A 19,154-nucleotide genomic window follows, 5' to 3' on the forward strand; every position below is an offset into this window, starting at 1 on the left:
ACTGAGACAGTGACTATGCGCCTGATGCAGCTCTCAAGAGAATCACTTAATTTTCCACCGCCGGAGATGGCGCTGCGTGAACCGAACGGCCTGCTGGCGATGGGCGGCGATTTAAGTCTGCCCCGCCTGCTCAGCGCCTATCAGCGCGGGATTTTTCCCTGGTTTTCGCCAGGCGATCCTATCTTATGGTGGTCGCCGGATCCGCGCGCGGTGCTGTGGCCGGAAAAGTTTCACCTTAGCCGCAGCATGAAGCGTTTTCATCAGCGATCGCCCTATCGCGTGACGCTGAATCAAAGCTTTAGCGAAGTAGTGGAAGGCTGCGCCAGCGATCGTCAGGAAGGCACCTGGATCACGCCCGCCGTGAAGCACGCCTGGCAGCAGCTGTTTGATGCTGGCGAAGCGCAATCCATCGAGGTCTGGCACGACAAAGAACTGGTTGGCGGTATGTACGGCCTGGCGCTGGGACAGATTTTTTGCGGCGAATCGATGTTCAGCCGCTGTGAAAATGCCTCAAAAACGGCGCTGCTGGTTTTCAGCCGCTATTTTCTACAGCAGGGCGGCAGGCTGATCGATTGCCAGGTGCTGAATCCCCATACCGCTTCGCTTGGCGCCGAAGAGATGTCCCGCGCTGACTATCTTAAACAGCTTGATTTGCTGGCCAAACAGCCGCTTCCGCCCGAATGCTGGCGTCAGCAGACCCTTTTTTAAGACCGTACGGTGATGTTTTCCACGCAGACCAGGATAATAATGGTATAATATGAGAGCTTGGTATGCGTGTATAAGCCTTTTTGAAGACCGCACTTTCCCCCCGGTTTTGTACCAACTCTTGATTACGCGTTTCCGTGCGCTGCTTATGCCGCAGGGAGGCCGACGCTGGTGGAATCATCAGCTATTCTTTACATAACGTTCTTAAATCGGCATTATTTGCTGATTCGAGACAAAGGTTATAACACCCAGAGGATTTGATGGCCAAAGAAGATAATATTGAAATGCAGGGTAAGATAGTGGATTCATTACCTAACACTATGTACCGTGTTGAACTGGAAAATGGACACGTCATTACTGCGCATATCTCCGGTAAGATACGCAAAAACTATATCCGTATCTCAACGGGCGACCAGGTTACCGTAGAACTGACCCCATACGATCTGAACAAAGGTCGTATCACTTTCCGTATCCGCTAACCTACTTTACTGCAGATGCTGGCGCCTGATGCGCCGCACGGGTAAAAAAAAGGCCGAAGAATCTTCGGCCTTTAGTTTTTTTACGCCTAATGTACAGAGCCTTCCGTTTTGCGCTTTTCGGCGCTCACGAACTGGTAAGTCAGCTGGTTCTGCTCTTTGTCGAGCGCCACCGAAACCGACCCGCCGTCCACCAGGGAGCCAAACAGCAGCTCGTTCGCCAACGGTTTTTTCAGGTTTTCCTGCACCGTACGCGCCATTGGACGCGCGCCCATCGCTTTATCGTAGCCTTTTTCTGCCAGCCAGTTGCGCGCTTCGTCGCTGACTTCCAGCGAGACGCCTTTCGCATCCAGCTGCGCCTGCAGCTCAACGATAAACTTATCCACTACCTGATGGATAACCTCGCTGTCGAGGTGTTTGAACCAGATAATGTTATCCAGGCGGTTACGAAACTCTGGCGTAAAGATCTTTTTGATCTCTTCCATCGCATCGGTGCTGTTGTCCTGATGGATCAGACCAATAGATTTACGTTCGGTTTCACGTACGCCAGCGTTCGTGGTCATCACCAGCACCACGTTGCGGAAATCGGCTTTACGCCCGTTGTTATCGGTCAGCATCCCGTTATCCATCACCTGCAGCAGCAGGTTGAAGACGTCCGGATGCGCTTTCTCGATTTCATCAAGCAGCACCACGGCGTGCGGATGCTTGATCACCGCGTCCGTCAGCAGCCCGCCCTGATCGAAACCGACATAGCCCGGAGGCGCGCCGATCAGACGGCTGACGGTATGGCGTTCCATATATTCCGACATATCGAAACGCAGCAGCTCAATGCCCAGCGCTTTCGCCAGCTGTACGGTGACCTCTGTTTTACCCACGCCCGTAGGGCCGGCAAACAGGAAGGAACCAACAGGCTTGCGATCCTGCCCCAGACCGGCGCGGCTCATCTTGATCGCTTCGGTTAAGGCTTCGATAGCGTTGTCCTGACCAAACACCAGCATTTTCAGCCGGTCGCCGAGCGTTTTCAAAGTGTCGCGATCCGTGGCGGAAACGCTCTTCTCAGGAATACGCGCGATACGGGCAACCACGGATTCAATATCCGCCACGTTAACCGTTTTCTTGCGCTTGCTGACCGGCAGCAAACGTGCGCGCGCGCCCGCTTCGTCAATCACGTCAATCGCTTTATCCGGCAGATGACGGTCGTTGATATATTTCACCGCCAGCTCAACCGCTGCACGTACTGCTTTTGCGGTATAGCGGACGTCATGGTGCGCTTCATACTTCGGCTTGAGGCCGTTCAGGATCTGCACCGTTTCATCTACCGTAGGCTCGGTAATATCGATTTTCTGGAAACGACGCGCCAGCGCGCGATCTTTCTCAAAGATATTGCTGAATTCCTGATAGGTGGTGGAACCCATCACGCGAATTTTGCCGCTGGAAAGCAGCGGTTTGATCAGGTTGGCGGCATCTACCTGCCCGCCGGAAGCGGCACCGGCGCCGATGATAGTATGGATCTCATCGATAAACAGAATGCTGCTGTTATCCTGCTCAAGCTGTTTCAGCAGCGCCTTAAAGCGCTTCTCGAAATCGCCGCGGTATTTAGTACCGGCAAGCAGCGACCCGATATCCAGCGAGTAGATGGTGGCGTCTTTCATCACTTCAGGCACGTCGCCCTGCACGATACGCCACGCAAGCCCTTCGGCGATCGCGGTTTTACCCACGCCCGATTCGCCCACCAGCAGCGGATTGTTTTTCCGGCGGCGGCAGAGAACCTGAACGGTACGCTCCAGCTCTTTATCCCGCCCGATCAGCGGATCGATACCGCCTACGCGAGCAAGCTGGTTAAGATTGGTGGTGAAGTTTTCCATACGTTCCTCCCCGCCTGCCTGCTCTTCGTTAACAGGGTTTTCTGCGCCCGAAGCGGGCCCCTGCTCATCTTTGCGCGTGCCGTGAGAAATAAAATTAACCACGTCAAGGCGGCTGACTTCATGCTTGCGCAGCAGATAGGCAGCCTGGGATTCCTGTTCGCTGAAGATAGCGACCAGCACGTTAGCGCCCGCTACTTCACTGCGGCCGGATGACTGCACATGGAAAACGGCGCGCTGTAGAACGCGCTGAAAGCTGAGCGTAGGCTGTGTGTCGCGCTCTTCTTCGCTGACCGGCAACACCGGGGTTGTTTGTTCGATGAAGGCTTCGAGCTCCTGCCGCAGAGCCACAATATCCACCGTGCAGGCTTCAAGGGCCTCTCTTGCTGATGGGTTACTGAGCAACGCCAACAGCAGATGCTCGACGGTCATAAACTCATGTCGGTGCTCGCGCGCTCTGGCGAAAGCCATATTTAAACTGAGTTCCAGTTCTTGATTGAGCATAGGCACCTCCCCCATTAGATCGCCTTATTCAGGCTTTTTCCAGCGTACACAGCAACGGATGTCCGTTCTCCCTCGCATATTTATTGATATGCGCGACCTTGGTCTCCGCCACTTCGGCGGTAAAGACACCGCAGATTGCCTTTCCCTGGTAGTGAACCGTCAGCATCAGTTGCGTTGCACGTTCAACATCATAAGAAAAGAACTTTTGCAGTACGTCAATAACAAATTCCATAGGTGTATAATCGTCATTATTCAGAATAACTTTATACATCGAAGGCGGCTTGAGACCTTCGCGGAGTTTGTCTTCTGCAAGATGTTCAAAATTAAGCCAATCGTTAGTGTTTCCCATACGTACCCAATATGAAAACGTTGCCTGCCTGCATCAGACTAACACCCTTAAGCGTAAGTTTAGCACGCCCGAAATGCTGTCCGAAGCCGGTGAATTTTTGCACCAACCTGCAACTACGCGACCTTCATCACAAAAATAGCAATAGCGTTAACTGCTTCAAATTTTGATGAATTCATCCCGGCATCTCCTCTTCATTCGCTTGACGCCTGGTACGATTTCTCTACAGTACAGGCGTATGCTGGATGCGTTTTAACCAGCCTGGAGGCCAATGCCTCACTACCTCACCCATTTGAATGTCTTGCGAGGGATCCAAAAGCATGGAGACGGGTACTGTTAAATGGTTCAACAATGCCAAAGGCTTCGGCTTTATCTGTCCGGTCGGTGGCGGCGAAGATATCTTTGCTCATTATTCCACTATCCAGATGGATGGCTACCGAACGCTGAAAGCCGGGCAGCAGGTTCAGTTTGATGTGCACCAGGGGCCAAAAGGCAATCACGCCAGCCTGATTGTCCCCGTTAATGCCGAAGCGGCAGTTGCTGTCAGCGCCTGACCGCTTAGTGATATTCTGACCAACCTTGCAATAAAATGCCAGCCAGCGTCGCTGGCATTTTTATGGGCAACTTTTACCAACCTTAGTAAAGTGGCGCCGTCCTGTCATTTTTCAAGCCCCCTTTTTGCACGAAATTAATTTTCATCCTCGCTTCTTGCCCTCCGCCGCGTTTCAGCGCAGTAAATTTGCGTTAAATCAACCTGGCTGCGTTTTTTCAGGACAGATTATGTCCTGAAGGATTAATGTTGCATTTTAAATGCAACTTTAAAGGATAAGGCTATGTTTTGCGTGCAATGTGAACAAACTCAGCGCCGTCTTGCGGGTAACGGCTGTACCGGCGTGCGCGGCGCCTGTGGGAAACTGGCACAAACGTCAGATTTGCAGGATCTGCTGATTGCCACGCTTCAGGGGCTTTCCGCCTGGGCGCTGGTGGCGCGACAGCAGGGTATTATTCTGCATGATATCGACAGTTTCATACCAAAGGCGCTGTTTGCCACGCTAACTAACGTCAATTTTGATTCCTCACGCATCGTAGCGCTTGCCCGTCAGGCCACCAGCTACCGGGAACAGCTAAAAGCGTGCTGTAAGCTTCCTTGCAGCGCAGAAAATTATCCTGCGGCGGCAATAGTCCTGGAAAGCGATGACCCTGGGCAGCTACAGCAACAGGCGCTGGCGTGGCGCCCCAATCGCGGCCATGCGCATGAGGATATTATCGGTCTGCGCCTGCTGTGCCTGTATGGCCTGAAAGGCGCGGCGGCCTATATGGAACATGCCCATGTTCACGGCTACTTCGATAACACCATTTACCAACAGTTTCATCAGATCATGGTCTGGCTGGGTGCGCAGCCGGACAGCGCCAGCGATCTGCTGGCGGCGGCGATGGATATCGGCAAAATGAATTTCGCCATCATGGCGATGCTGGATAAGGCGCAGACCACCACTTACGGTTCGCCGCAGCCCGTGGCGGTTAATACCCGGCCGGTGGCGGGAAAAGCGATCCTGATTTCCGGGCACGATCTGCGGGATCTGCAACTGTTGCTGGAACAAACCGCAGGCAGCGGTATCAACATTTACACGCATGGCGAAATGCTGCCGGCACATGGCTATCCGCAACTGAAGCGCTATGCGCATCTGGTCGGCAACTATGGCAGCGGCTGGCAGAACCAGCAAAAAGAGTTCGCCGCCTTTCCCGGCCCGATCGTTATGACCTCCAACTGCATTATCGATCCTTTCAGAGGCGATTATCAGCAGCGTATCTGGACCCGCAGCATTGTCGGCTGGCCCGGCGTGAATCACCTGCACGACGACGACTTTTCTGCCGTTATCGCGCAGGCGCAGCAGATGCCGGGCTTCTCCACCAGCGAGATCCCCCGCACCATTACTACGGGCTTTGGCCGCCAGACGCTGCTTGACGCCGCCGACAGCGTGATTGAGCTGGTGAAACAGCATCAGCTGAGGCATATCTTTCTGGTAGGCGGCTGCGACGGCAATCGCGTGCAGCGCAGCTACTTTACCGATTTGGCCACCGCCATTCCCGATGACTGTCTGATCCTGACGCTGGGCTGCGGTAAATATCGCTTTAACAAACTGGCTTTCGGCACGCTGGACGGCCTGCCTCGTCTGCTGGATGTGGGCCAGTGCAACGACAGCTATGCGGCTATCGTGCTGGCGGTCAGGCTGGCGGAAAAATTAAACTGCGACATTAACGATCTGCCTTTATCGCTGGTGCTATCCTGGTTTGAGCAGAAAGCGATTGCCGTGCTGCTGACGCTCTTGTCCCTCGGGGTAAAAAACATTTACACCGGCCCGACGGCGCCGGGTTTTCTCACGGATAATCTTCAGGCGCTGCTGAAAAAAGAGTTTGGTCTGCGGCCGACATCTTCCGTACCCGCAGATCTGGCAACGGCGCTGCATTGATGCCTTGCCGCATTATTTTCGCCTGCGGCGCGCGCCGTATAATGCCCTACCCTTTGCTCAGCCTCGACTATGCTTTTTGCTGAAGATCTCTCCCTTCGGGACACTGATTAAAGCTTTAAAGGAGCAGAAATGAAGCAAACGCTAGCCGCACTGGTGGCGAAAACACTTGAAAACGCCGGCGTAAAACGCATTTGGGGCGTAACCGGGGACTCGCTTAACGGGCTGAGCGACAGCCTGAACCGCATGGGCACCATCGAATGGATGCCGACTCGTCATGAGGAAGTCGCCGCTTTCGCTGCCGGGGCCGAAGCGCAAATCAGCGGTCAGCTTGCCGTCTGCGCCGGTTCGTGCGGGCCGGGCAACCTGCATCTGATCAACGGCCTGTACGACTGCCACCGCAACAACGTGCCGGTGCTGGCGATTGCCGCGCATATTCCCTCCAGCGAGATCGGCAGCGGCTATTTCCAGGAAACGCATCCGCAGGAGCTGTTTAAAGAGTGCAGCCACTACTGCGAGCTGGTTTCCAATCCCGAGCAGCTGCAACAGGTGCTGGGCATCGCGATGCGTAAAGCTATTATCAATCGGGGCGTGTCGGTCGTGGTTATTCCTGGCGACGTGGCGCTACAGCCCGCGCCGGAAAACGCTCGCGCCGAATGGTATCCGCCGCAGTTCCCTATCGTGCAGCCGCCCGCCAGCGAACTGGACAAGCTGGCGCAGCTGCTTAATGAAGCAAAAAATATCACGCTGATGTGCGGCTACGGCTGTGCGGGCGCGCATACGGAAGTGGTGCAGCTGGCGGAAACGCTGAAAGCGCCCATCGTTCACGCGCTGCGCGGCAAAGAATATATTGAGTACGACAACCCTTACGATGTCGGTATGACCGGCCTGATTGGCTTTTCATCCGGCTATCACGCCATGATGAATGCCGATACGGTGATCCTGCTGGGAACGCGTTTCCCTTACCGCGCTTTTTATCCTGAAAAAGCGAAAATTATCCAGATTGATATCGATCCGGGCAGTATCGGGTCGCATTGCCATGTGGATATGGCGCTGGTCGGCGACGTTCGGGCCGCCCTTTGCGCGCTGCTGCCGCGCCTCGAAGTAAAAGAGGATCGCGCGTTTCTGGATAAGGCGCTGAAGCATTACCAGGAAGCCAGAAAGAGTCTGGACGAGCTGGCGACCGCCAACGACAAACAGGCGATCCACCCGCAGTACCTGGCGCAGCAGCTTAGCGAGCTGGCCAGCGAAGACGCGATTTTTACCTGTGACGTCGGCACGCCTACCGTCTGGGCCGCACGCTATCTGAAAATGAACGGCAAACGTCGTCTGCTGGGATCGTTCAACCACGGTTCCATGGCCAACGCCATGCCGCAGGCGCTGGGAGCGCAGGCTATTGACAGGCAGCGCCAGGTGATAGCGATGTGCGGCGACGGCGGCTTCTCTATGCTGATGGGCGATTTCCTGTCGGTAGCACAGCTTAAGCTGCCGGTGAAGCTGGTGGTGTTTAATAACAGCGTGCTGGGCTTTGTGGCGATGGAAATGCAGTCCGGCGGCTATCTGACCGACGGCACCGAACTGCAAAACCCGGCATTTGCCGATATCGCCAACGCCTGCGGCGTGAAGGGCATTCGCGTGGAGCGCGCTTCCGAGCTGCCTCGCGCTATCGAAGAGATGCTGGCGCACGACGGCCCGGTGCTGCTGGATGTGGTCACAGCCAGCGAAGAGCTGGTGATGCCGCCGCAGATCAAGATGGAGCAGGCGAAAGGCTTTAGCCTCTATATGCTGCGCGCGCTGATCAATGGTCGCGGCGACGAAGTGGTCGAGCTGGCTAAAACCAACTGGCTGCGGTAAAACATTGGTCTGTCTCACGGACGCTGCGGCGTCCGTTTTGCCCTTTAAGGAGCGCAACGGTGATCGACTTACGCAGTGATACGGTAACCCGCCCTTCTGCCGCGATGTTGTCCGCAATGATGGCGGCGGAAACCGGCGACGATGTTTATGGCGACGACCCTACGGTTAACGCGCTGGAGGCCAAAGCGGCCGCACTCAGCGGGAAAGAGGCCGCGCTTTTTCTGCCGACCGGCACCCAGGCCAACCTGGTGGCGCTGCTCTGCCACTGCCAGCGCGGCGAAGAATATATCGTCGGCCAGCTGGCGCATAACTACAAATATGAAGCTGGCGGCGCGGCGGTGCTGGGCAGTATTCAGCCGCAGCCGATCCTTGCAGCAAAAGACGGTACGCTGCCGCTGGACGTGGTCGAACAGTTTATCAAGCCGGATGATTTTCATTTTGCAATGACCCGGCTGCTGAGCCTGGAAAACACCCATAACGGTAAAGTGCTGCCGCTGGCCTATTTGCAGGAAGCCTGGGCATTCACGCGCAGCCATAAGCTGGCGCTGCATGTGGACGGCGCGCGCATTTTCAATGCGGCCGTGGCGCTGGGCGTCACGCTGCGCGATCTTACGCAGTATTGCGATACGCTGACAATCTGTTTGTCGAAAGGTCTGGGTACGCCGGTCGGCTCGCTGCTGTGCGGCAGCAAAGACTATATCGAGCGCGCGAAGCGCTGGCGCAAAATGACCGGCGGCGCCATGCGGCAGTCGGGCATTCTGGCGGCGGCCGGGCTTTACGCGCTGGAGCACAACGTCACGCGGCTCCAGGACGATCACGATAACGCCGCCTGGCTGGCTGCGCAGCTAAAGGCCGCTGGCGTGCAGGTTTCCAGTCAGAACACCAATATGGTGTTTGTGCGTCTGCCGGCACATCAGGCTGAGCCGCTTAAAGCCTGGATGCGTGATAAGGGCATCGTTCTGCATACCGGCGCGGTGACGCGTTTGGTCACGCATCTGGATGTCGAGCGTCCGGCGCTGGAAAAAGTGGTCGCGGAATGGAAAGCGTTTCTGGCCAGCCAGCCGGACTAACCGCCATACTTTTCTAACAGCGCCTCGGCGATAGCCTCGCTTTCCGCGTCCGCCACGCCTGAATAGTCAGCGGGCCGGAAATGCATCTGAAAAGCGGCAATCACCCGCTGTTGCTGCGTGGCCGACATATCAGGCGTCGATTCATAGCCGTAGCGCGCCAGCAGCGACAGCAGATGCCCGCTGTCCGTCAGCTGGCCAGGCGCTCTTCCCGCCAGGTAATAGCTTACGCGAGCCTCGTCCGGCCAAGCGCCAATGCCCTGTTGATAAAGCCAGCGCCACGGAAACAGCGGGCCGGGATCCTGCTTGCGCTGCGGCGCGATATCGCTGTGTCCGACGACATCCTGCGGGCGAATACCGTAGCGCCGGGTGATATCCCGCGCCAGCGGCATCAGCGCGGCCATCTGCTCGCGGGAAAAAGGATACCAGGCTCGCCCTTGCGGCGTGCGGCGATAGCCCGGATTTTCCAGTTCGATACCGAGCGAGGTATCATTGAGCCGCGTCGCGCCGCGCCAGAAACTGATGCCCGCGTGCCACGCCAGCTCGGATTCCGGCACAAGCCGCAGCACCACCGGTTGCTTTCCATGCTGGAAGGGTTTGGCCGGAATAAGATAGTGCACGCTGACTTCCCGGTCGGTCAGCGTAGCCAGCGAGCGGGGAAAATCCTCAGCGGTATAGTGAATAACCAGCACCTTAATACGCGGACGAGCCCCGTAAGCGGCGTGGCGCGTATCCACTACGTAGCCATTCTGTTTTTCCAGACCGGATGTACAGGCGCTCAGTACGATGGCCGCCGCCAGCGCCGTCAGCAGGCGCATCAACGGCGTGTTTTAACCGCGGTGCCGCTGACGCTGACCATCAGCATACTGCTGTCTTTGCCAACGGTTTCGTAATCGATATCAATCCCGACCACGGCGTCCGCGCCCATGGCCTTCGCCTGCTCTTCCAGTTCGGCAAAGGCTATCTGGCGCGCTTTGCGTAACTCTTTCTCATATGCGCCGGAACGGCCGCCGACGATATCGCGAATGCCGGCAAAGAAATCGCGGAAGATATTGGCGCCCAGTATCGCTTCGCCGGTCACGACGCCGCAGTATTCCGTTATGGGCTGGCCTTCCAGCGTTGGGGTAGTGGAAAATTGCATGATTTTCTCCTTAACTTCAATCCAGGGTTTTAGCTCTTATGGCCAGGCAGACCAGCTATACTTTATGCTAAAAAACGCCATCCAGAAACCATAAGGAAATCAAGATGAAGTTACAGCTTGCCGCTCTGGCTCCGCTGGCGCTGCTGCTCAGCGCCTGTACCACGGTACAACCCGTCTTTAAGGATAATGGCAGCCGCACCTCTCCCTGCGTCGAAGGCGGCCCGGATTCTGTTGCCCAGGCGTTTTACGATCTGCGCCTTGAGCAGCCTGCTCAGGGCCTGCCGAACGCCACCCAGCTGGCTAAATATCGTCCTTACCTCAGCGACAGGCTCTATCAGACGCTGCTGAAGGCCGATAGCGATCCGCAAAAAGAAGCGACCCTGCGCGGGGATATCTTCTCAAGCCAGGCGGCGGGCGCCACCTCGGCGAGCGTAGCGGATTCATCGTCAATCCCTAACCACGACGCGCGCAATATTCCGCTGCGGGTTAAGCTCAGCCGCGACGGTGACAAGCCGCAAAGCTGGCAGGATGAAGTGCTGATGATCCATGAGGGCACCTGCTGGGCGGTGGACGACGTGCGCTATCTTGGCCCCGCGCCGCATATTGAAGGCGGCTCCCTCAGCCAGCGCCTGCTGCGATAGTGTTTTCCGCGCACCGCCGACGAGCGGTGCGCCTCTTTCCCCTGCTGCATTTTCATCCAGCCTCCCTCATTTTGTGCTAGCCTTGTAGTTAACTTGCCTGCATAAGCGAATTTTTCGCCGCGCTGATTGCATAACTATGCCGTCAACGTTAAGATTCGCAGAACTAATCGCTATTCACTTTTTGCGCATGAGTATTCAACTAAACGCTGTAAACTGCTTTTATGGCGCCCATCAGGCGCTTTTTGATATTCAGCTAACCTGCCCGGAAGGCGAAACGCTGGTGCTGCTCGGCCCAAGCGGCGCCGGCAAGAGCTCGCTGCTGCGCGTGCTGAACCTGCTGGAAATGCCGCGCTCCGGCACGCTGGGGATCGCCGGTCACCATTTCGACTTCAGCAAAGCGCCGGGCGACGCGGCTATCCGCGAGCTGCGTCAAAACGTTGGCATGGTGTTTCAGCAGTACAATCTCTGGCCGCACCTGACGGTGATGCAGAACCTAATCGAAGCGCCCTGCCGCGTGCTGGGATTAAGCAAGGATCGGGCGCTGGCTCGCGCCGAAAAACTGCTGGAACGCCTGCGCCTGACCAAATTCGCCGACCGTTTTCCTCTGCACCTGTCCGGCGGACAGCAGCAGCGTGTTGCTATCGCTCGCGCATTAATGATGGAACCGGCCGTGCTGCTGTTTGATGAACCAACGGCGGCGCTGGATCCGGAAATCACGGCGCAGATCGTGGCGATTATTCAGGAACTCTCTGAAACCAATATCACCCAGGTGATCGTTACCCATGAGGTCGAAGTGGCGCGCAAAACGGCCAGCCGCGTCGTCTATATGGAGAATGGTTATATCGTGGAACAGGGTGACGCCAGCCGCTTTACACAGCCGCAAACCGAAGCGTTTGCCAATTATCTTTCGCACTGATGCAGGACATAATGATGAAAAAAATCGTACTTGCCGCGCTGTTAGCCGGTGTAAGCCTGAGCGCCAGCGCCGCGCAGACCATCCGTTTTGCTACTGAAGCCTCCTATCCTCCTTTTGAATTTGTCGATTCCGACAACAAAATTCAGGGTTTTGATGTCGATTTAGCGAACGCGCTGTGTAAAGAGATGGACGCGACCTGCACCTTTACCAATCAGGCCTTCGACAGCCTGATCCCAAGCCTGAAGTTCCGTCGCTTCGACGCGGTGATGGCCGGAATGGATATTACGCCCGAGCGTGAAAAACAGGTGCTGTTTACCAAAGCCTATTACGATAATTCCGCTTTATTTATCGCGCAGAAAGGCAAAGTTACTGACGTAGCCGCGCTGAAAGGCAAACGCGTCGGCGTGCAGAACGGCACCACGCACCAGAAATACCTGACCGAGAAACTGACGGAGGTGAAAACCGTGCCTTACGACAGCTATCAGAACGCCATTCTGGATCTGAAAAACGGCCGTATTGATGCCGTATTCGGCGACACGGCGGTGGTTAACGAGTGGCTGAAGCAGAACGCCTCGCTGGCCGCGGTTGGCGAGAAGGTCACCGATAAAGACTACTTCGGCACCGGACTGGGTATCGCCCTGCGCCAGGGCAACACCCAGCTTCAGGGCAAATTCAACGCCGCGCTGGATAAAGTGAAAGCCGACGGCACCTATAAAACCATCTACAGCAAATGGTTCCAGCAATAACGGAATGAACGAATTTTATCCTCTTGCAAGCGCCGCCGGGATGACCGTCGGCCTTGCCGTTTCTGCGCTGGCCGCAGGCCTGATTCTGGCGATGATTTTCGCCGTCTGGGAGTCCGCCCGCTGGCGGCCGGTCGCCTGGATCGGCACCGCGCTGGTGACGCTGTTTCGCGGGCTGCCGGAAATTCTGGTGGTGCTGTTCGTCTATTTTGGCGCCTCGCAGCTGTTACTGACGCTTTCCGACGGCTTTACGCTGCATCTGGGCTTCGCTTCATTGCCGGTGCAGATGACGATTGAAAATTTCGACGTCAGCCCGTTTCTCTGCGGCGTTATCGCGCTGTCGATCCTTTATTCCTCTTACGCTTCGCAGACGCTGCGCGGCGCGCTGAAGGCGGTGCCTCAGGGACAGTGGGAGTCGGGCCAGGCGCTGGGCATGAAAACGCCGGCGATATTCTTCCGTCTGATCCTGCCACAAATGTGGCGTCACGCGCTGCCGGGCCTGGGCAACCAGTGGCTGGTGCTGCTGAAGGATACGGCGCTGGTATCGCTGATCAGCGTCAACGATATTATGCTGCAAACCAAAAGTATCGCCTCACGCACGCAGGAGCCTTTTACCTGGTACATGGTGGCAGCGGCAATTTATTTACTTATCACGCTGCTCAGCCAGCAGGTTTTAAAGCGTATCGAAGCGCGTACCACCCGTTTTGAGCAGGGGAATAACGGATGCTGAGCTATTTACCCGAGCTGCTGAAAGGGCTGCATACCAGCCTGACGCTGACGGTGGCCTCACTGCTGCTGGCGCTGCTGCTGGCGTTGCTGTTCACGGTGATCCTGTCGCTGAAGATCCCGGTACTGAGCCAGGTCGTGCGCGGCTATATTACGCTGTTCACCGGCACACCGCTGCTGGTGCAAATCTTTTTGATTTACTATGGGCCGGGACAGTTTCCTTCCATTCAGGCGATCCCGTGGCTATGGAACGGGCTGTCGCAGCCCTGGCTTTGCGCCCTGCTCGCGCTTTCGCTTAACAGCGCGGCCTATACCACCCAGCTGTTTTACGGCGCGGTCAGAGCTATTCCTGCCGGTCAGTGGCAATCCTGTGCCGCGCTGGGGATGAACCGTAAAGATACGCTGCGCATTCTGCTACCCTACGCGTTTAAACGCGCGCTTTCCTCTTATTCCAACGAGGTGGTACTGGTATTTAAGAGCACCTCGCTGGCTTATACCATTACGCTAATGGAAGTGATGGGCCAGGGACAGCAGCTTTACGGGCGTACTTACGACGTGACGGTTTTTGCCGCAGCAGGCGTCATTTACCTGTGCGTTAACGGCCTGCTGACGCTGATGATGCGCCTGATAGAACGACGAGCGCTGGCTTTCGAGCGCCGTAGCTGAGCCACCATGCCGGCGGCATCGGTCGTCGGCATTCGTCAAATAACAGCGCTTAACCGTCAGTTAATCCGCGCATAACGCCGCGGCGGCAGCCGTCATACTATCCCGATAATATTCACGCAAGGGCCGGAGACATGCTTAAGGTTTGCGTTTTTCTGCTTGTCGCATTTGCTGCCAACGCGCTGGCCAGCGGCCCGCTTCGCTTTGCCACTTCGGCGACCTATCCGCCTTTTGTCTACCTGAATGCCGGGCATCAGCTGGTGGGGTTTGATATCGAGCTGGCAAAAGCCCTGTGCGAAAAAATAGCGCGGCAGTGTCTCTTTACCAATAATGATTTTGACCGCCTGCTGCCTTCGCTAAAATTCAACCGCTATGACGCGGTGATTTCCGGCCTGGATATTACCGAAGAGCGCCGGGAAGAGGCGGATTTCACCCAGCCTTATCTGGAAAGTTCCGGCATGGTGATTGCGGTTAAAGGCCGCTACGCCTCTTTAGCGGAGCTGCGCGGCAAGCGCGTTGGCGTCGCCGATGCCACAACCTTACAGGCCTGGCTGCAAAGTTCGTGGCCGGATATCATTCCTGTCGCGTACGACAACTATCAGAATGCGCTTCTGGATATCCGCAGCGCCAGGCTCGACGCCATTTTTGGCGAGACGCCTTCCATGCAGACCATCCTGAGAAGCAATCCCGGCCTGGACGCCGTAGGCAAGCCGATTACGGATAATCGCTATTTCAGTGCAGGCCTGGGTATCGCGGTACGTAAAGGCGATAAGGCGCTGCTGGAGCAGCTGAATGGCGCGCTACAAAGCCTGAGCGATGACGGTACGCTGCACATGCTGAAGCAGCGCTGGCTTGGCCCGGCGGCTGACCTGCCCGCCGAGTCAGAGATGCCGTAGCAGCGTCAGCACTTCGCCGTGCGCGGTATGCGGGAACATATCGAACAGCTGCACTTTAACAAGGGTATATTCGCTCAGGCGGGCGATATCGGTAGCCATGGTCTGCGCGTTGCAGCTGGAATAAAGAATGAACGGCGGCGCCATGCGGCTCAGATACTCGCAGAGTGCGGCGCCAATACCGCGACGCGGCGGATTGACCAGCACCAGATCGGGCGTGCTGCCTTCGCCGGTAGCAAACGCCGTAGAGTCCAGCGCGGCGAAGCTGACTTTCTCCAGCCCCATCTTTTCCGCTGACCGTTTAGCGCAGGCAATGGCCTCCGCGCTGATTTCAATGCCGGTCAGCGACATCTCTGGCGTGGCGCAATGCAGGCCGAAGCCGCCTACGCCGCAGAACAGATCCCACATGCTTTTGACGCCCAGCTCGCTTACCCATGCTTTTGCCGTAGCGTACAGCGAGGCGGCTACCGCCGGGTTGGTCTGAAAAAAACTCTGCGGCCGGATCCACAGCGGCACGTCGTTCAGCTGGTCGGCCAGCGCCTGATTTTCCGTTAGCGGGATCTCTTCTTCGCCTTCCAGAATCGCCATATGCACCGGCTGAATATTGGCTGAAATCACGCTCAGCTGCGGCAGCTGCGCCTGCAGGGCGGGCAGCGCGTTAGTGAGCTGGGCCAGCTTCTCTTTGGATCGCAGCACAAAGCGCAGCATCAGCTCGCCGCTGCGGCTGCTTTCCGTCAGCAGGATAAACTTCAGCTCGCCGCGCCTGCGCGCCACGTTATACGGCGTCAGACCCGCGCGGGCGATAAAGGGTTTCAGCTGCGCAAATACCGCGGCGAAGCTGTCGGGATAAAGTGGACAGCCACAAAGATCGACTGGCGTCCCGTCGCGATGCACAATGCCGAGCAGCGGGCGCTCCACGCTGCCGCTGACCACCATTTTCGCCTTGTTGCGAAAGCCCTGCTGCGCCGAAGTGACCGGCGGCAGCCATTCGCTGACCGCCTGCGCGGACAGAAGCTGTTGCAGCTCAGACTGCTTCTGGTTCAGCTGTTGCGAATAGGGGCGATCCAGCCACTGGCAGGAGCGGCAGCGATCGGCATCATAAAGGGCGCAGTGCATGTCAAATCTCGTCAAACAAAAGCGGGCGGGGATTGTACCACTGTGGGATCAGCGCTGCTGAAAAAATTCCCGGCTGCTGGCAGGGAAAAAGAGCAGCCCCAGCACCAGCAGGTCAGGCAGCTTTTGCGAGAGCAGCAGATGCCCCTGCTCGCCGTGTAAAGAAAATATTTCCGGGCCGATCCAGCCCGCCGACGCCATCAGCATATAACCGATCACGATTAGCTGCGAACAGCCGTAGCCCAGACGTCCCCAGCGGCGGCCATGCAATAGCGCAAGCGCACAGCGTAGCTCAATAAAAAAGAGCAGCTGGCTGGCGATAAATATCAGGGTGGCGCTCCAGCTTTGCGCGGCAAGATGGATAACATTCAGCAGCGTATTCAGCCCCATTTCATGCACTTCCAGCGCGACGCTCAGGCAGCGTGTCATAATGATAGCGATTGCCGCCACCACCACCGGGACGGGGATCTCGCAGGCTGGCTCCTGTTTCAGCACCTCTGACATCATTTTCTCCCGTCCATGCTCCGTTTTAGTGCAGGTATGCCCGTGCAGCGTTCCCCTGCCCTCGTTTGCCGTGCTTTCGGCCACGGCTGTCGCTTCGTTAGCGCCAGAGAAAAAGAAAGCGCGAGGCTTTCTTTGCTCGATCCTCTTTCCTGGCACGATAACTGCTTCTCACCTGTTGAATTAGCAGCAATTTATGTTTAGTCCAGTTTACGCACAATTGCCACTGGATAAGATTTTTCGGATCGCTACTCGGGAGACAAAAATGGAGACTGGATCGGCAAAAGCTCGTGAAAACTGGACGCCAGGCATTGGCGCTTATCTGGCCCTGATCGTGGCTATTCTCTTTTTTTCCGGCCTGTTTTTAAACGTGGAAGGGGCAAAATGGCTGGGCGCGTTTGACTTCACCACCCTCGGCGGCAAGTTCGGCACCATTAAGGATGCCGCGCGCGCCACCTTTCTCGGTGAGGGCGGCACGGGCGCTAAAGCCGGTTTTCTGTTTGCGCTTTCGCTGGTGCCGACGGTGATGCTGGCGCTGGGCCTGCTGGAAATCTTCACCCACTATGGCGCCATCCGCGCCGCTCATAAGCTGCTGACGCCGCTGTTAAAACCCCTGCTCGGCATTCCGGGCCGCTGCGGGCTGGCGCTGATCACCGATTTGCAAAGCACCGACGCGGGCGCGGCGCTGACCAAAGAGCTGCACGATGAGAAACAGATAGGTAAAAAGGACGTGGTGATTATGGCCGCCTGGCAATACTCCGGCGCGGGGCTGATTAACAACTATTTTGCCATTGGCTCGGCGCTGTTCGTCTCGCTTTCCGTCCCGGTGCTGGTGCCGCTGGTGCTGATGTTTGTATTAAAGTTTGTTGGCGCTGCCGTGGTGCGCCTGGTGTTAGCTACTGTTTATAAGCAGGATTTCCAGCATGAAAAATAATCCGCCCGTTGCCGTTTCCCATAATCCTTTTGATGTGTTCGTGGTTGGCGCGCGCAAAGGGTTTCATATCGCTATTCATAATTTAATGCCTAACGTCATTATGGCGTACGTGATTGCCGAGATGCTTAACCTGCTGGGCGTGATGGCCTTTATCGGCAAGGTCTTTGCGCCCGTAATGGGCCTGTTTGGGCTACCGGGCGAAGCCGTGACGGTGCTGCTTACCGCCTGGCTTTCGTCGTCGGCCGGAACCGGCGTGGCGGTAAGCCTGCTGGCGAAAGGCGTGCTGACCGGCGCCGATATTACCATCCTGGCGCCGGCCATCTTTCTGATGGGATCGCAGCTGCAATATATGGGTCGCCTGCTGGGCGTGGCCGACGTGCCGAAAAAGCACTGGCCGCTACTGATGCTGACCAGCGTTCTAAATGCCGTTATCGCCATGCTGGTGATGCGTTTTATCGCTTAATGGAGGCTTTATCGTGTTAAAAGTTTTGGAACATTACGCCTTTCTGCATGAAATCCCGGAGCTGGGATTTGAGGAGTTTAAGACTTCCGCTTACCTGGGTCAGCAGCTGAAAGCTGCCGGGTTTCAGGTGACGGAAAACGTCAACGGCACAACCGGTATCGTCGCCCTGCTCGACAGCGGCGTACCCGGCCCAACGCTGGCGCTGCGCGCCGATATGGACGCGCTGGGGCATATCATCGACGGCGAGGCCTGCGCGCGCCATACCTGCGGGCACGACGCGCACTCTTCCGTGGTGCTGACCGCCGCGCAGGAGCTAAAAGCAGAGAACGCAGTTAAACGAGGCCGCCTGAAGCTCATTTTCCAGCCAGCGGAAGAGTTGGGCACCGGCGCGCTGGCAATGGTAGCAGGCGGCGCGGTCGAGGATGTGGATATGCTGCTGGGCTTTCATCTTCGTCCGGCGGAAGAGTGCGCCGTCGGCACCGCGATCCCCGCCATGTACTATTCCGCCTGCGTCACTCTTGAAGCCACCATAGGTGGGCAAACCGCTCACGCCGCGCGGCCGCATTTGGGCATCAACGCGCTGGATGCCGCGGTCAGCGCCGTACAGTCGGTTAACGCCGTGCATATGGCGCCGGGTAAAAGCTGGAGCGCCAAGGCCACCCGGTTTTTATGCGATGCGGGCGTCACTAACTCCGTTCCCGACACGGCCCGCGTAGTGTTTGACCTGCGCGCGGCGGAAAACGAGGATATGACGCAGCTGCAAAGTCGGGTGGAGCGAGCGATAACGCAAAGCGCGGCGGCCTACGGCGCTACCGCTAAAATTGCAGTGCTGAAAGCGATGCCCGCCGCTGAGATCGATGCGGAGATGACGGCGCTGGTGGCGGAAGCGATCAAAGAGGTATTGGGTGAAGCGGCGTTAATGCCGGTACGCTCAACGCCGGGCAGTGAAGATTTCTTCCACTATCCCGTGCAGCGTCCGGCAATCAAAGCAGGGTTTTGGGGGCTGGGCACCGGCCTGACGCCGGGTTTGCACCATCCGGATATGCGTTTTGACCTGGATGCGCTGCCGGTCGGGGTGAAAATCTTTAAGGCCTGCGTGATAAAGATTTTAGGCTAGTCGCGCCGCCATTCAGGCTGG

The 19,154-nt window shown here is 56.9% G+C and carries 21 protein-coding genes; 15 read left to right on the forward strand and 6 right to left on the reverse strand.

The genetic code is table 11. From position 1 onward, the window contains the following. The first annotated feature begins 15 nt into the window (after positions 1-15). The gene (aat, locus tag QCD69_RS05015; protein WP_253454730.1) at positions 16-708 is read left to right on the forward strand and encodes a leucyl/phenylalanyl-tRNA--protein transferase; all 693 of its coding nucleotides are present in this window, start codon (positions 16-18) and stop codon (positions 706-708) included. 257 nt (positions 709-965) lie between these two features. Further along, positions 966-1,184 carry a translation initiation factor IF-1 gene (gene infA, locus QCD69_RS05020; protein WP_125288739.1) on the forward strand — a complete coding sequence of 73 codons (219 nt, stop codon included), beginning with the start codon at positions 966-968 and terminating at the stop codon, positions 1,182-1,184. A gap of 86 nt (positions 1,185-1,270) precedes the next feature. Here the strand turns inward: infA and clpA are convergent, their stop codons facing one another. Both clpA and clpS read right to left on the reverse strand, forming a co-directional pair. After that, positions 1,271-3,547, reverse strand: coding sequence for an ATP-dependent Clp protease ATP-binding subunit ClpA (gene clpA / locus QCD69_RS05025; protein WP_125288740.1), 2,277 nt, complete (start codon positions 3,545-3,547; stop codon positions 1,271-1,273). 28 nt (positions 3,548-3,575) lie between these two features. Beyond that, positions 3,576-3,896, reverse strand: a complete 321-nt coding sequence (clpS, locus tag QCD69_RS05030; RefSeq protein ID WP_125288741.1) for an ATP-dependent Clp protease adapter ClpS — start codon at positions 3,894-3,896, stop codon at positions 3,576-3,578. Between the two features lie 317 nt (positions 3,897-4,213). Between clpS and cspD the strand changes: the two genes are divergently transcribed. The 4 genes from cspD (at position 4,214) to ltaE (ending at position 9,285) form a co-directional block, all read left to right on the forward strand. Next, complete coding sequence (gene cspD, locus QCD69_RS05035; protein WP_125288742.1) at positions 4,214-4,447, forward strand: cold shock-like protein CspD; 234 nt, start codon at positions 4,214-4,216, stop codon at positions 4,445-4,447. A gap of 279 nt (positions 4,448-4,726) precedes the next feature. Then, positions 4,727-6,364 carry a hydroxylamine reductase gene (gene hcp, locus QCD69_RS05040; RefSeq protein WP_301251230.1) on the forward strand — a complete coding sequence of 546 codons (1,638 nt, stop codon included), beginning with the start codon at positions 4,727-4,729 and terminating at the stop codon, positions 6,362-6,364. A 129-nt stretch (positions 6,365-6,493) separates the two neighbouring features. Beyond that, positions 6,494-8,215, forward strand: coding sequence for a ubiquinone-dependent pyruvate dehydrogenase (poxB, locus tag QCD69_RS05045; protein WP_301251231.1), 1,722 nt, complete (start codon positions 6,494-6,496; stop codon positions 8,213-8,215). Between the two features lie 59 nt (positions 8,216-8,274). After that, the gene (ltaE, locus tag QCD69_RS05050) at positions 8,275-9,285 is read left to right on the forward strand and encodes a low-specificity L-threonine aldolase (protein ID WP_301251232.1); all 1,011 of its coding nucleotides are present in this window, start codon (positions 8,275-8,277) and stop codon (positions 9,283-9,285) included. On the opposite strand, the gene QCD69_RS05055 is transcribed toward ltaE, so the two are convergent. Further along, entirely contained in the window at positions 9,282-10,100 is an 819-nt protein-coding gene (locus QCD69_RS05055; protein ID WP_301251233.1) for an N-acetylmuramoyl-L-alanine amidase, read from the reverse strand. The two genes, ltaE and QCD69_RS05055, sit on opposite strands and share 4 nt — an antisense overlap. Further along, positions 10,100-10,423, reverse strand: a complete 324-nt coding sequence (locus tag QCD69_RS05060) for a heavy metal-binding domain-containing protein (protein WP_125288747.1) — start codon at positions 10,421-10,423, stop codon at positions 10,100-10,102. Before QCD69_RS05060 ends, QCD69_RS05055 begins: the two co-directional genes overlap by 1 nt. Positions 10,424-10,527: 104 nt before the next feature. On the opposite strand from QCD69_RS05060, the gene QCD69_RS05065 reads away from it, so the two are divergent. The 6 genes from QCD69_RS05065 (at position 10,528) to QCD69_RS05090 (ending at position 15,008) form a co-directional block, all read left to right on the forward strand. Beyond that, on the forward strand, positions 10,528-11,064 hold the full coding sequence (locus QCD69_RS05065) for a lipoprotein (RefSeq protein ID WP_253454739.1): 537 nt from the start codon (positions 10,528-10,530) through the stop codon (positions 11,062-11,064). Between the two features lie 187 nt (positions 11,065-11,251). Next, the gene (artP, locus tag QCD69_RS05070) at positions 11,252-11,980 is read left to right on the forward strand and encodes an arginine ABC transporter ATP-binding protein ArtP (RefSeq protein ID WP_253454740.1); all 729 of its coding nucleotides are present in this window, start codon (positions 11,252-11,254) and stop codon (positions 11,978-11,980) included. A 14-nt stretch (positions 11,981-11,994) separates the two neighbouring features. Beyond that, the gene (artJ, locus tag QCD69_RS05075; RefSeq protein ID WP_301251234.1) at positions 11,995-12,726 is read left to right on the forward strand and encodes an arginine ABC transporter substrate-binding protein; all 732 of its coding nucleotides are present in this window, start codon (positions 11,995-11,997) and stop codon (positions 12,724-12,726) included. A gap of 4 nt (positions 12,727-12,730) precedes the next feature. Next, positions 12,731-13,453, forward strand: coding sequence for an arginine ABC transporter permease ArtQ (gene artQ, locus QCD69_RS05080; protein ID WP_301251235.1), 723 nt, complete (start codon positions 12,731-12,733; stop codon positions 13,451-13,453). After that, positions 13,447-14,115 carry an arginine ABC transporter permease ArtM gene (artM, locus tag QCD69_RS05085; RefSeq protein WP_253454743.1) on the forward strand — a complete coding sequence of 223 codons (669 nt, stop codon included), beginning with the start codon at positions 13,447-13,449 and terminating at the stop codon, positions 14,113-14,115. The genes artQ and artM overlap by 7 nt, the downstream gene beginning before the upstream one ends. A 131-nt stretch (positions 14,116-14,246) precedes the next feature. Continuing rightward, the gene (locus QCD69_RS05090; protein ID WP_301251236.1) at positions 14,247-15,008 is read left to right on the forward strand and encodes a transporter substrate-binding domain-containing protein; all 762 of its coding nucleotides are present in this window, start codon (positions 14,247-14,249) and stop codon (positions 15,006-15,008) included. Here the strand turns inward: QCD69_RS05090 and rlmC are convergent. Both rlmC and QCD69_RS05100 read right to left on the reverse strand, forming a co-directional pair. Continuing rightward, the gene (gene rlmC / locus QCD69_RS05095) at positions 14,994-16,121 is read right to left on the reverse strand and encodes a 23S rRNA (uracil(747)-C(5))-methyltransferase RlmC (RefSeq protein ID WP_301251237.1); all 1,128 of its coding nucleotides are present in this window, start codon (positions 16,119-16,121) and stop codon (positions 14,994-14,996) included. The genes QCD69_RS05090 and rlmC overlap by 15 nt on opposite strands. Before the next feature lie 48 nt (positions 16,122-16,169). Beyond that, a complete protein-coding gene (locus QCD69_RS05100) occupies positions 16,170-16,622 on the reverse strand; it encodes a YbjO family protein (RefSeq protein ID WP_301251309.1) in 453 nt (150 codons plus the stop codon). Between the two features lie 262 nt (positions 16,623-16,884). On the opposite strand from QCD69_RS05100, the gene QCD69_RS05105 reads away from it, so the two are divergent. Genes QCD69_RS05105 through QCD69_RS05115 form a run of 3 tightly spaced genes read left to right on the forward strand, consistent with a single transcriptional unit; the run spans position 16,885 to position 19,133 of the window. Further along, positions 16,885-17,553 (forward strand): nucleoside recognition domain-containing protein, encoded by a 669-nt coding sequence (locus QCD69_RS05105; RefSeq protein ID WP_301251239.1) that lies wholly within the window; start codon positions 16,885-16,887, stop codon positions 17,551-17,553. After that, positions 17,543-18,016: a YjiG family protein gene (locus QCD69_RS05110; RefSeq protein ID WP_253454747.1), complete on the forward strand. Its 474-nt coding sequence runs from the start codon at positions 17,543-17,545 to the stop codon at positions 18,014-18,016. Before QCD69_RS05105 ends, QCD69_RS05110 begins: the two co-directional genes overlap by 11 nt. Before the next feature lie 13 nt (positions 18,017-18,029). Then, positions 18,030-19,133 carry a M20 peptidase aminoacylase family protein gene (locus QCD69_RS05115; RefSeq protein ID WP_301251240.1) on the forward strand — a complete coding sequence of 368 codons (1,104 nt, stop codon included), beginning with the start codon at positions 18,030-18,032 and terminating at the stop codon, positions 19,131-19,133. Positions 19,134-19,154: the final 21 nt, after the last annotated feature.

This window comes from Erwinia sp. PsM31 (assembly GCF_030433775.1).
GTDB lineage: Bacteria > Pseudomonadota > Gammaproteobacteria > Enterobacterales > Enterobacteriaceae > Erwinia > Erwinia aeris.

What these genes read in the sequence shown, in the direction of transcription:
- QCD69_RS05090 (WP_301251236.1), top strand. Translation starts at nt 14,247, where the DNA reads ATGCTTAAGGTTTGCGTTTTTCTGCTTGTCGCATTTGCTGCCAACGCG.
- clpA (WP_125288740.1), bottom strand. Translation starts at nt 3,547, where the DNA reads ATGCTCAATCAAGAACTGGAACTCAGTTTAAATATGGCTTTCGCCAGA.
- QCD69_RS05065 (WP_253454739.1), top strand. Translation starts at nt 10,528, where the DNA reads ATGAAGTTACAGCTTGCCGCTCTGGCTCCGCTGGCGCTGCTGCTCAGC.
- QCD69_RS05055 (WP_301251233.1), bottom strand. Translation starts at nt 10,100, where the DNA reads ATGCGCCTGCTGACGGCGCTGGCGGCGGCCATCGTACTGAGCGCCTGT.
- QCD69_RS05060 (WP_125288747.1), bottom strand. Translation starts at nt 10,423, where the DNA reads ATGCAATTTTCCACTACCCCAACGCTGGAAGGCCAGCCCATAACGGAA.
- infA (WP_125288739.1), top strand. Translation starts at nt 966, where the DNA reads ATGGCCAAAGAAGATAATATTGAAATGCAGGGTAAGATAGTGGATTCA.
- QCD69_RS05110 (WP_253454747.1), top strand. Translation starts at nt 17,543, where the DNA reads ATGAAAAATAATCCGCCCGTTGCCGTTTCCCATAATCCTTTTGATGTG.
- artJ (WP_301251234.1), top strand. Translation starts at nt 11,995, where the DNA reads ATGAAAAAAATCGTACTTGCCGCGCTGTTAGCCGGTGTAAGCCTGAGC.
- QCD69_RS05100 (WP_301251309.1), bottom strand. Translation starts at nt 16,622, where the DNA reads ATGTCAGAGGTGCTGAAACAGGAGCCAGCCTGCGAGATCCCCGTCCCG.
- hcp (WP_301251230.1), top strand. Translation starts at nt 4,727, where the DNA reads ATGTTTTGCGTGCAATGTGAACAAACTCAGCGCCGTCTTGCGGGTAAC.
- artP (WP_253454740.1), top strand. Translation starts at nt 11,252, where the DNA reads ATGAGTATTCAACTAAACGCTGTAAACTGCTTTTATGGCGCCCATCAG.
- clpS (WP_125288741.1), bottom strand. Translation starts at nt 3,896, where the DNA reads ATGGGAAACACTAACGATTGGCTTAATTTTGAACATCTTGCAGAAGAC.
- poxB (WP_301251231.1), top strand. Translation starts at nt 6,494, where the DNA reads ATGAAGCAAACGCTAGCCGCACTGGTGGCGAAAACACTTGAAAACGCC.
- artM (WP_253454743.1), top strand. Translation starts at nt 13,447, where the DNA reads ATGCTGAGCTATTTACCCGAGCTGCTGAAAGGGCTGCATACCAGCCTG.
- aat (WP_253454730.1), top strand. Translation starts at nt 16, where the DNA reads ATGCGCCTGATGCAGCTCTCAAGAGAATCACTTAATTTTCCACCGCCG.
- QCD69_RS05105 (WP_301251239.1), top strand. Translation starts at nt 16,885, where the DNA reads ATGGAGACTGGATCGGCAAAAGCTCGTGAAAACTGGACGCCAGGCATT.
- artQ (WP_301251235.1), top strand. Translation starts at nt 12,731, where the DNA reads ATGAACGAATTTTATCCTCTTGCAAGCGCCGCCGGGATGACCGTCGGC.
- cspD (WP_125288742.1), top strand. Translation starts at nt 4,214, where the DNA reads ATGGAGACGGGTACTGTTAAATGGTTCAACAATGCCAAAGGCTTCGGC.
- rlmC (WP_301251237.1), bottom strand. Translation starts at nt 16,121, where the DNA reads ATGCACTGCGCCCTTTATGATGCCGATCGCTGCCGCTCCTGCCAGTGG.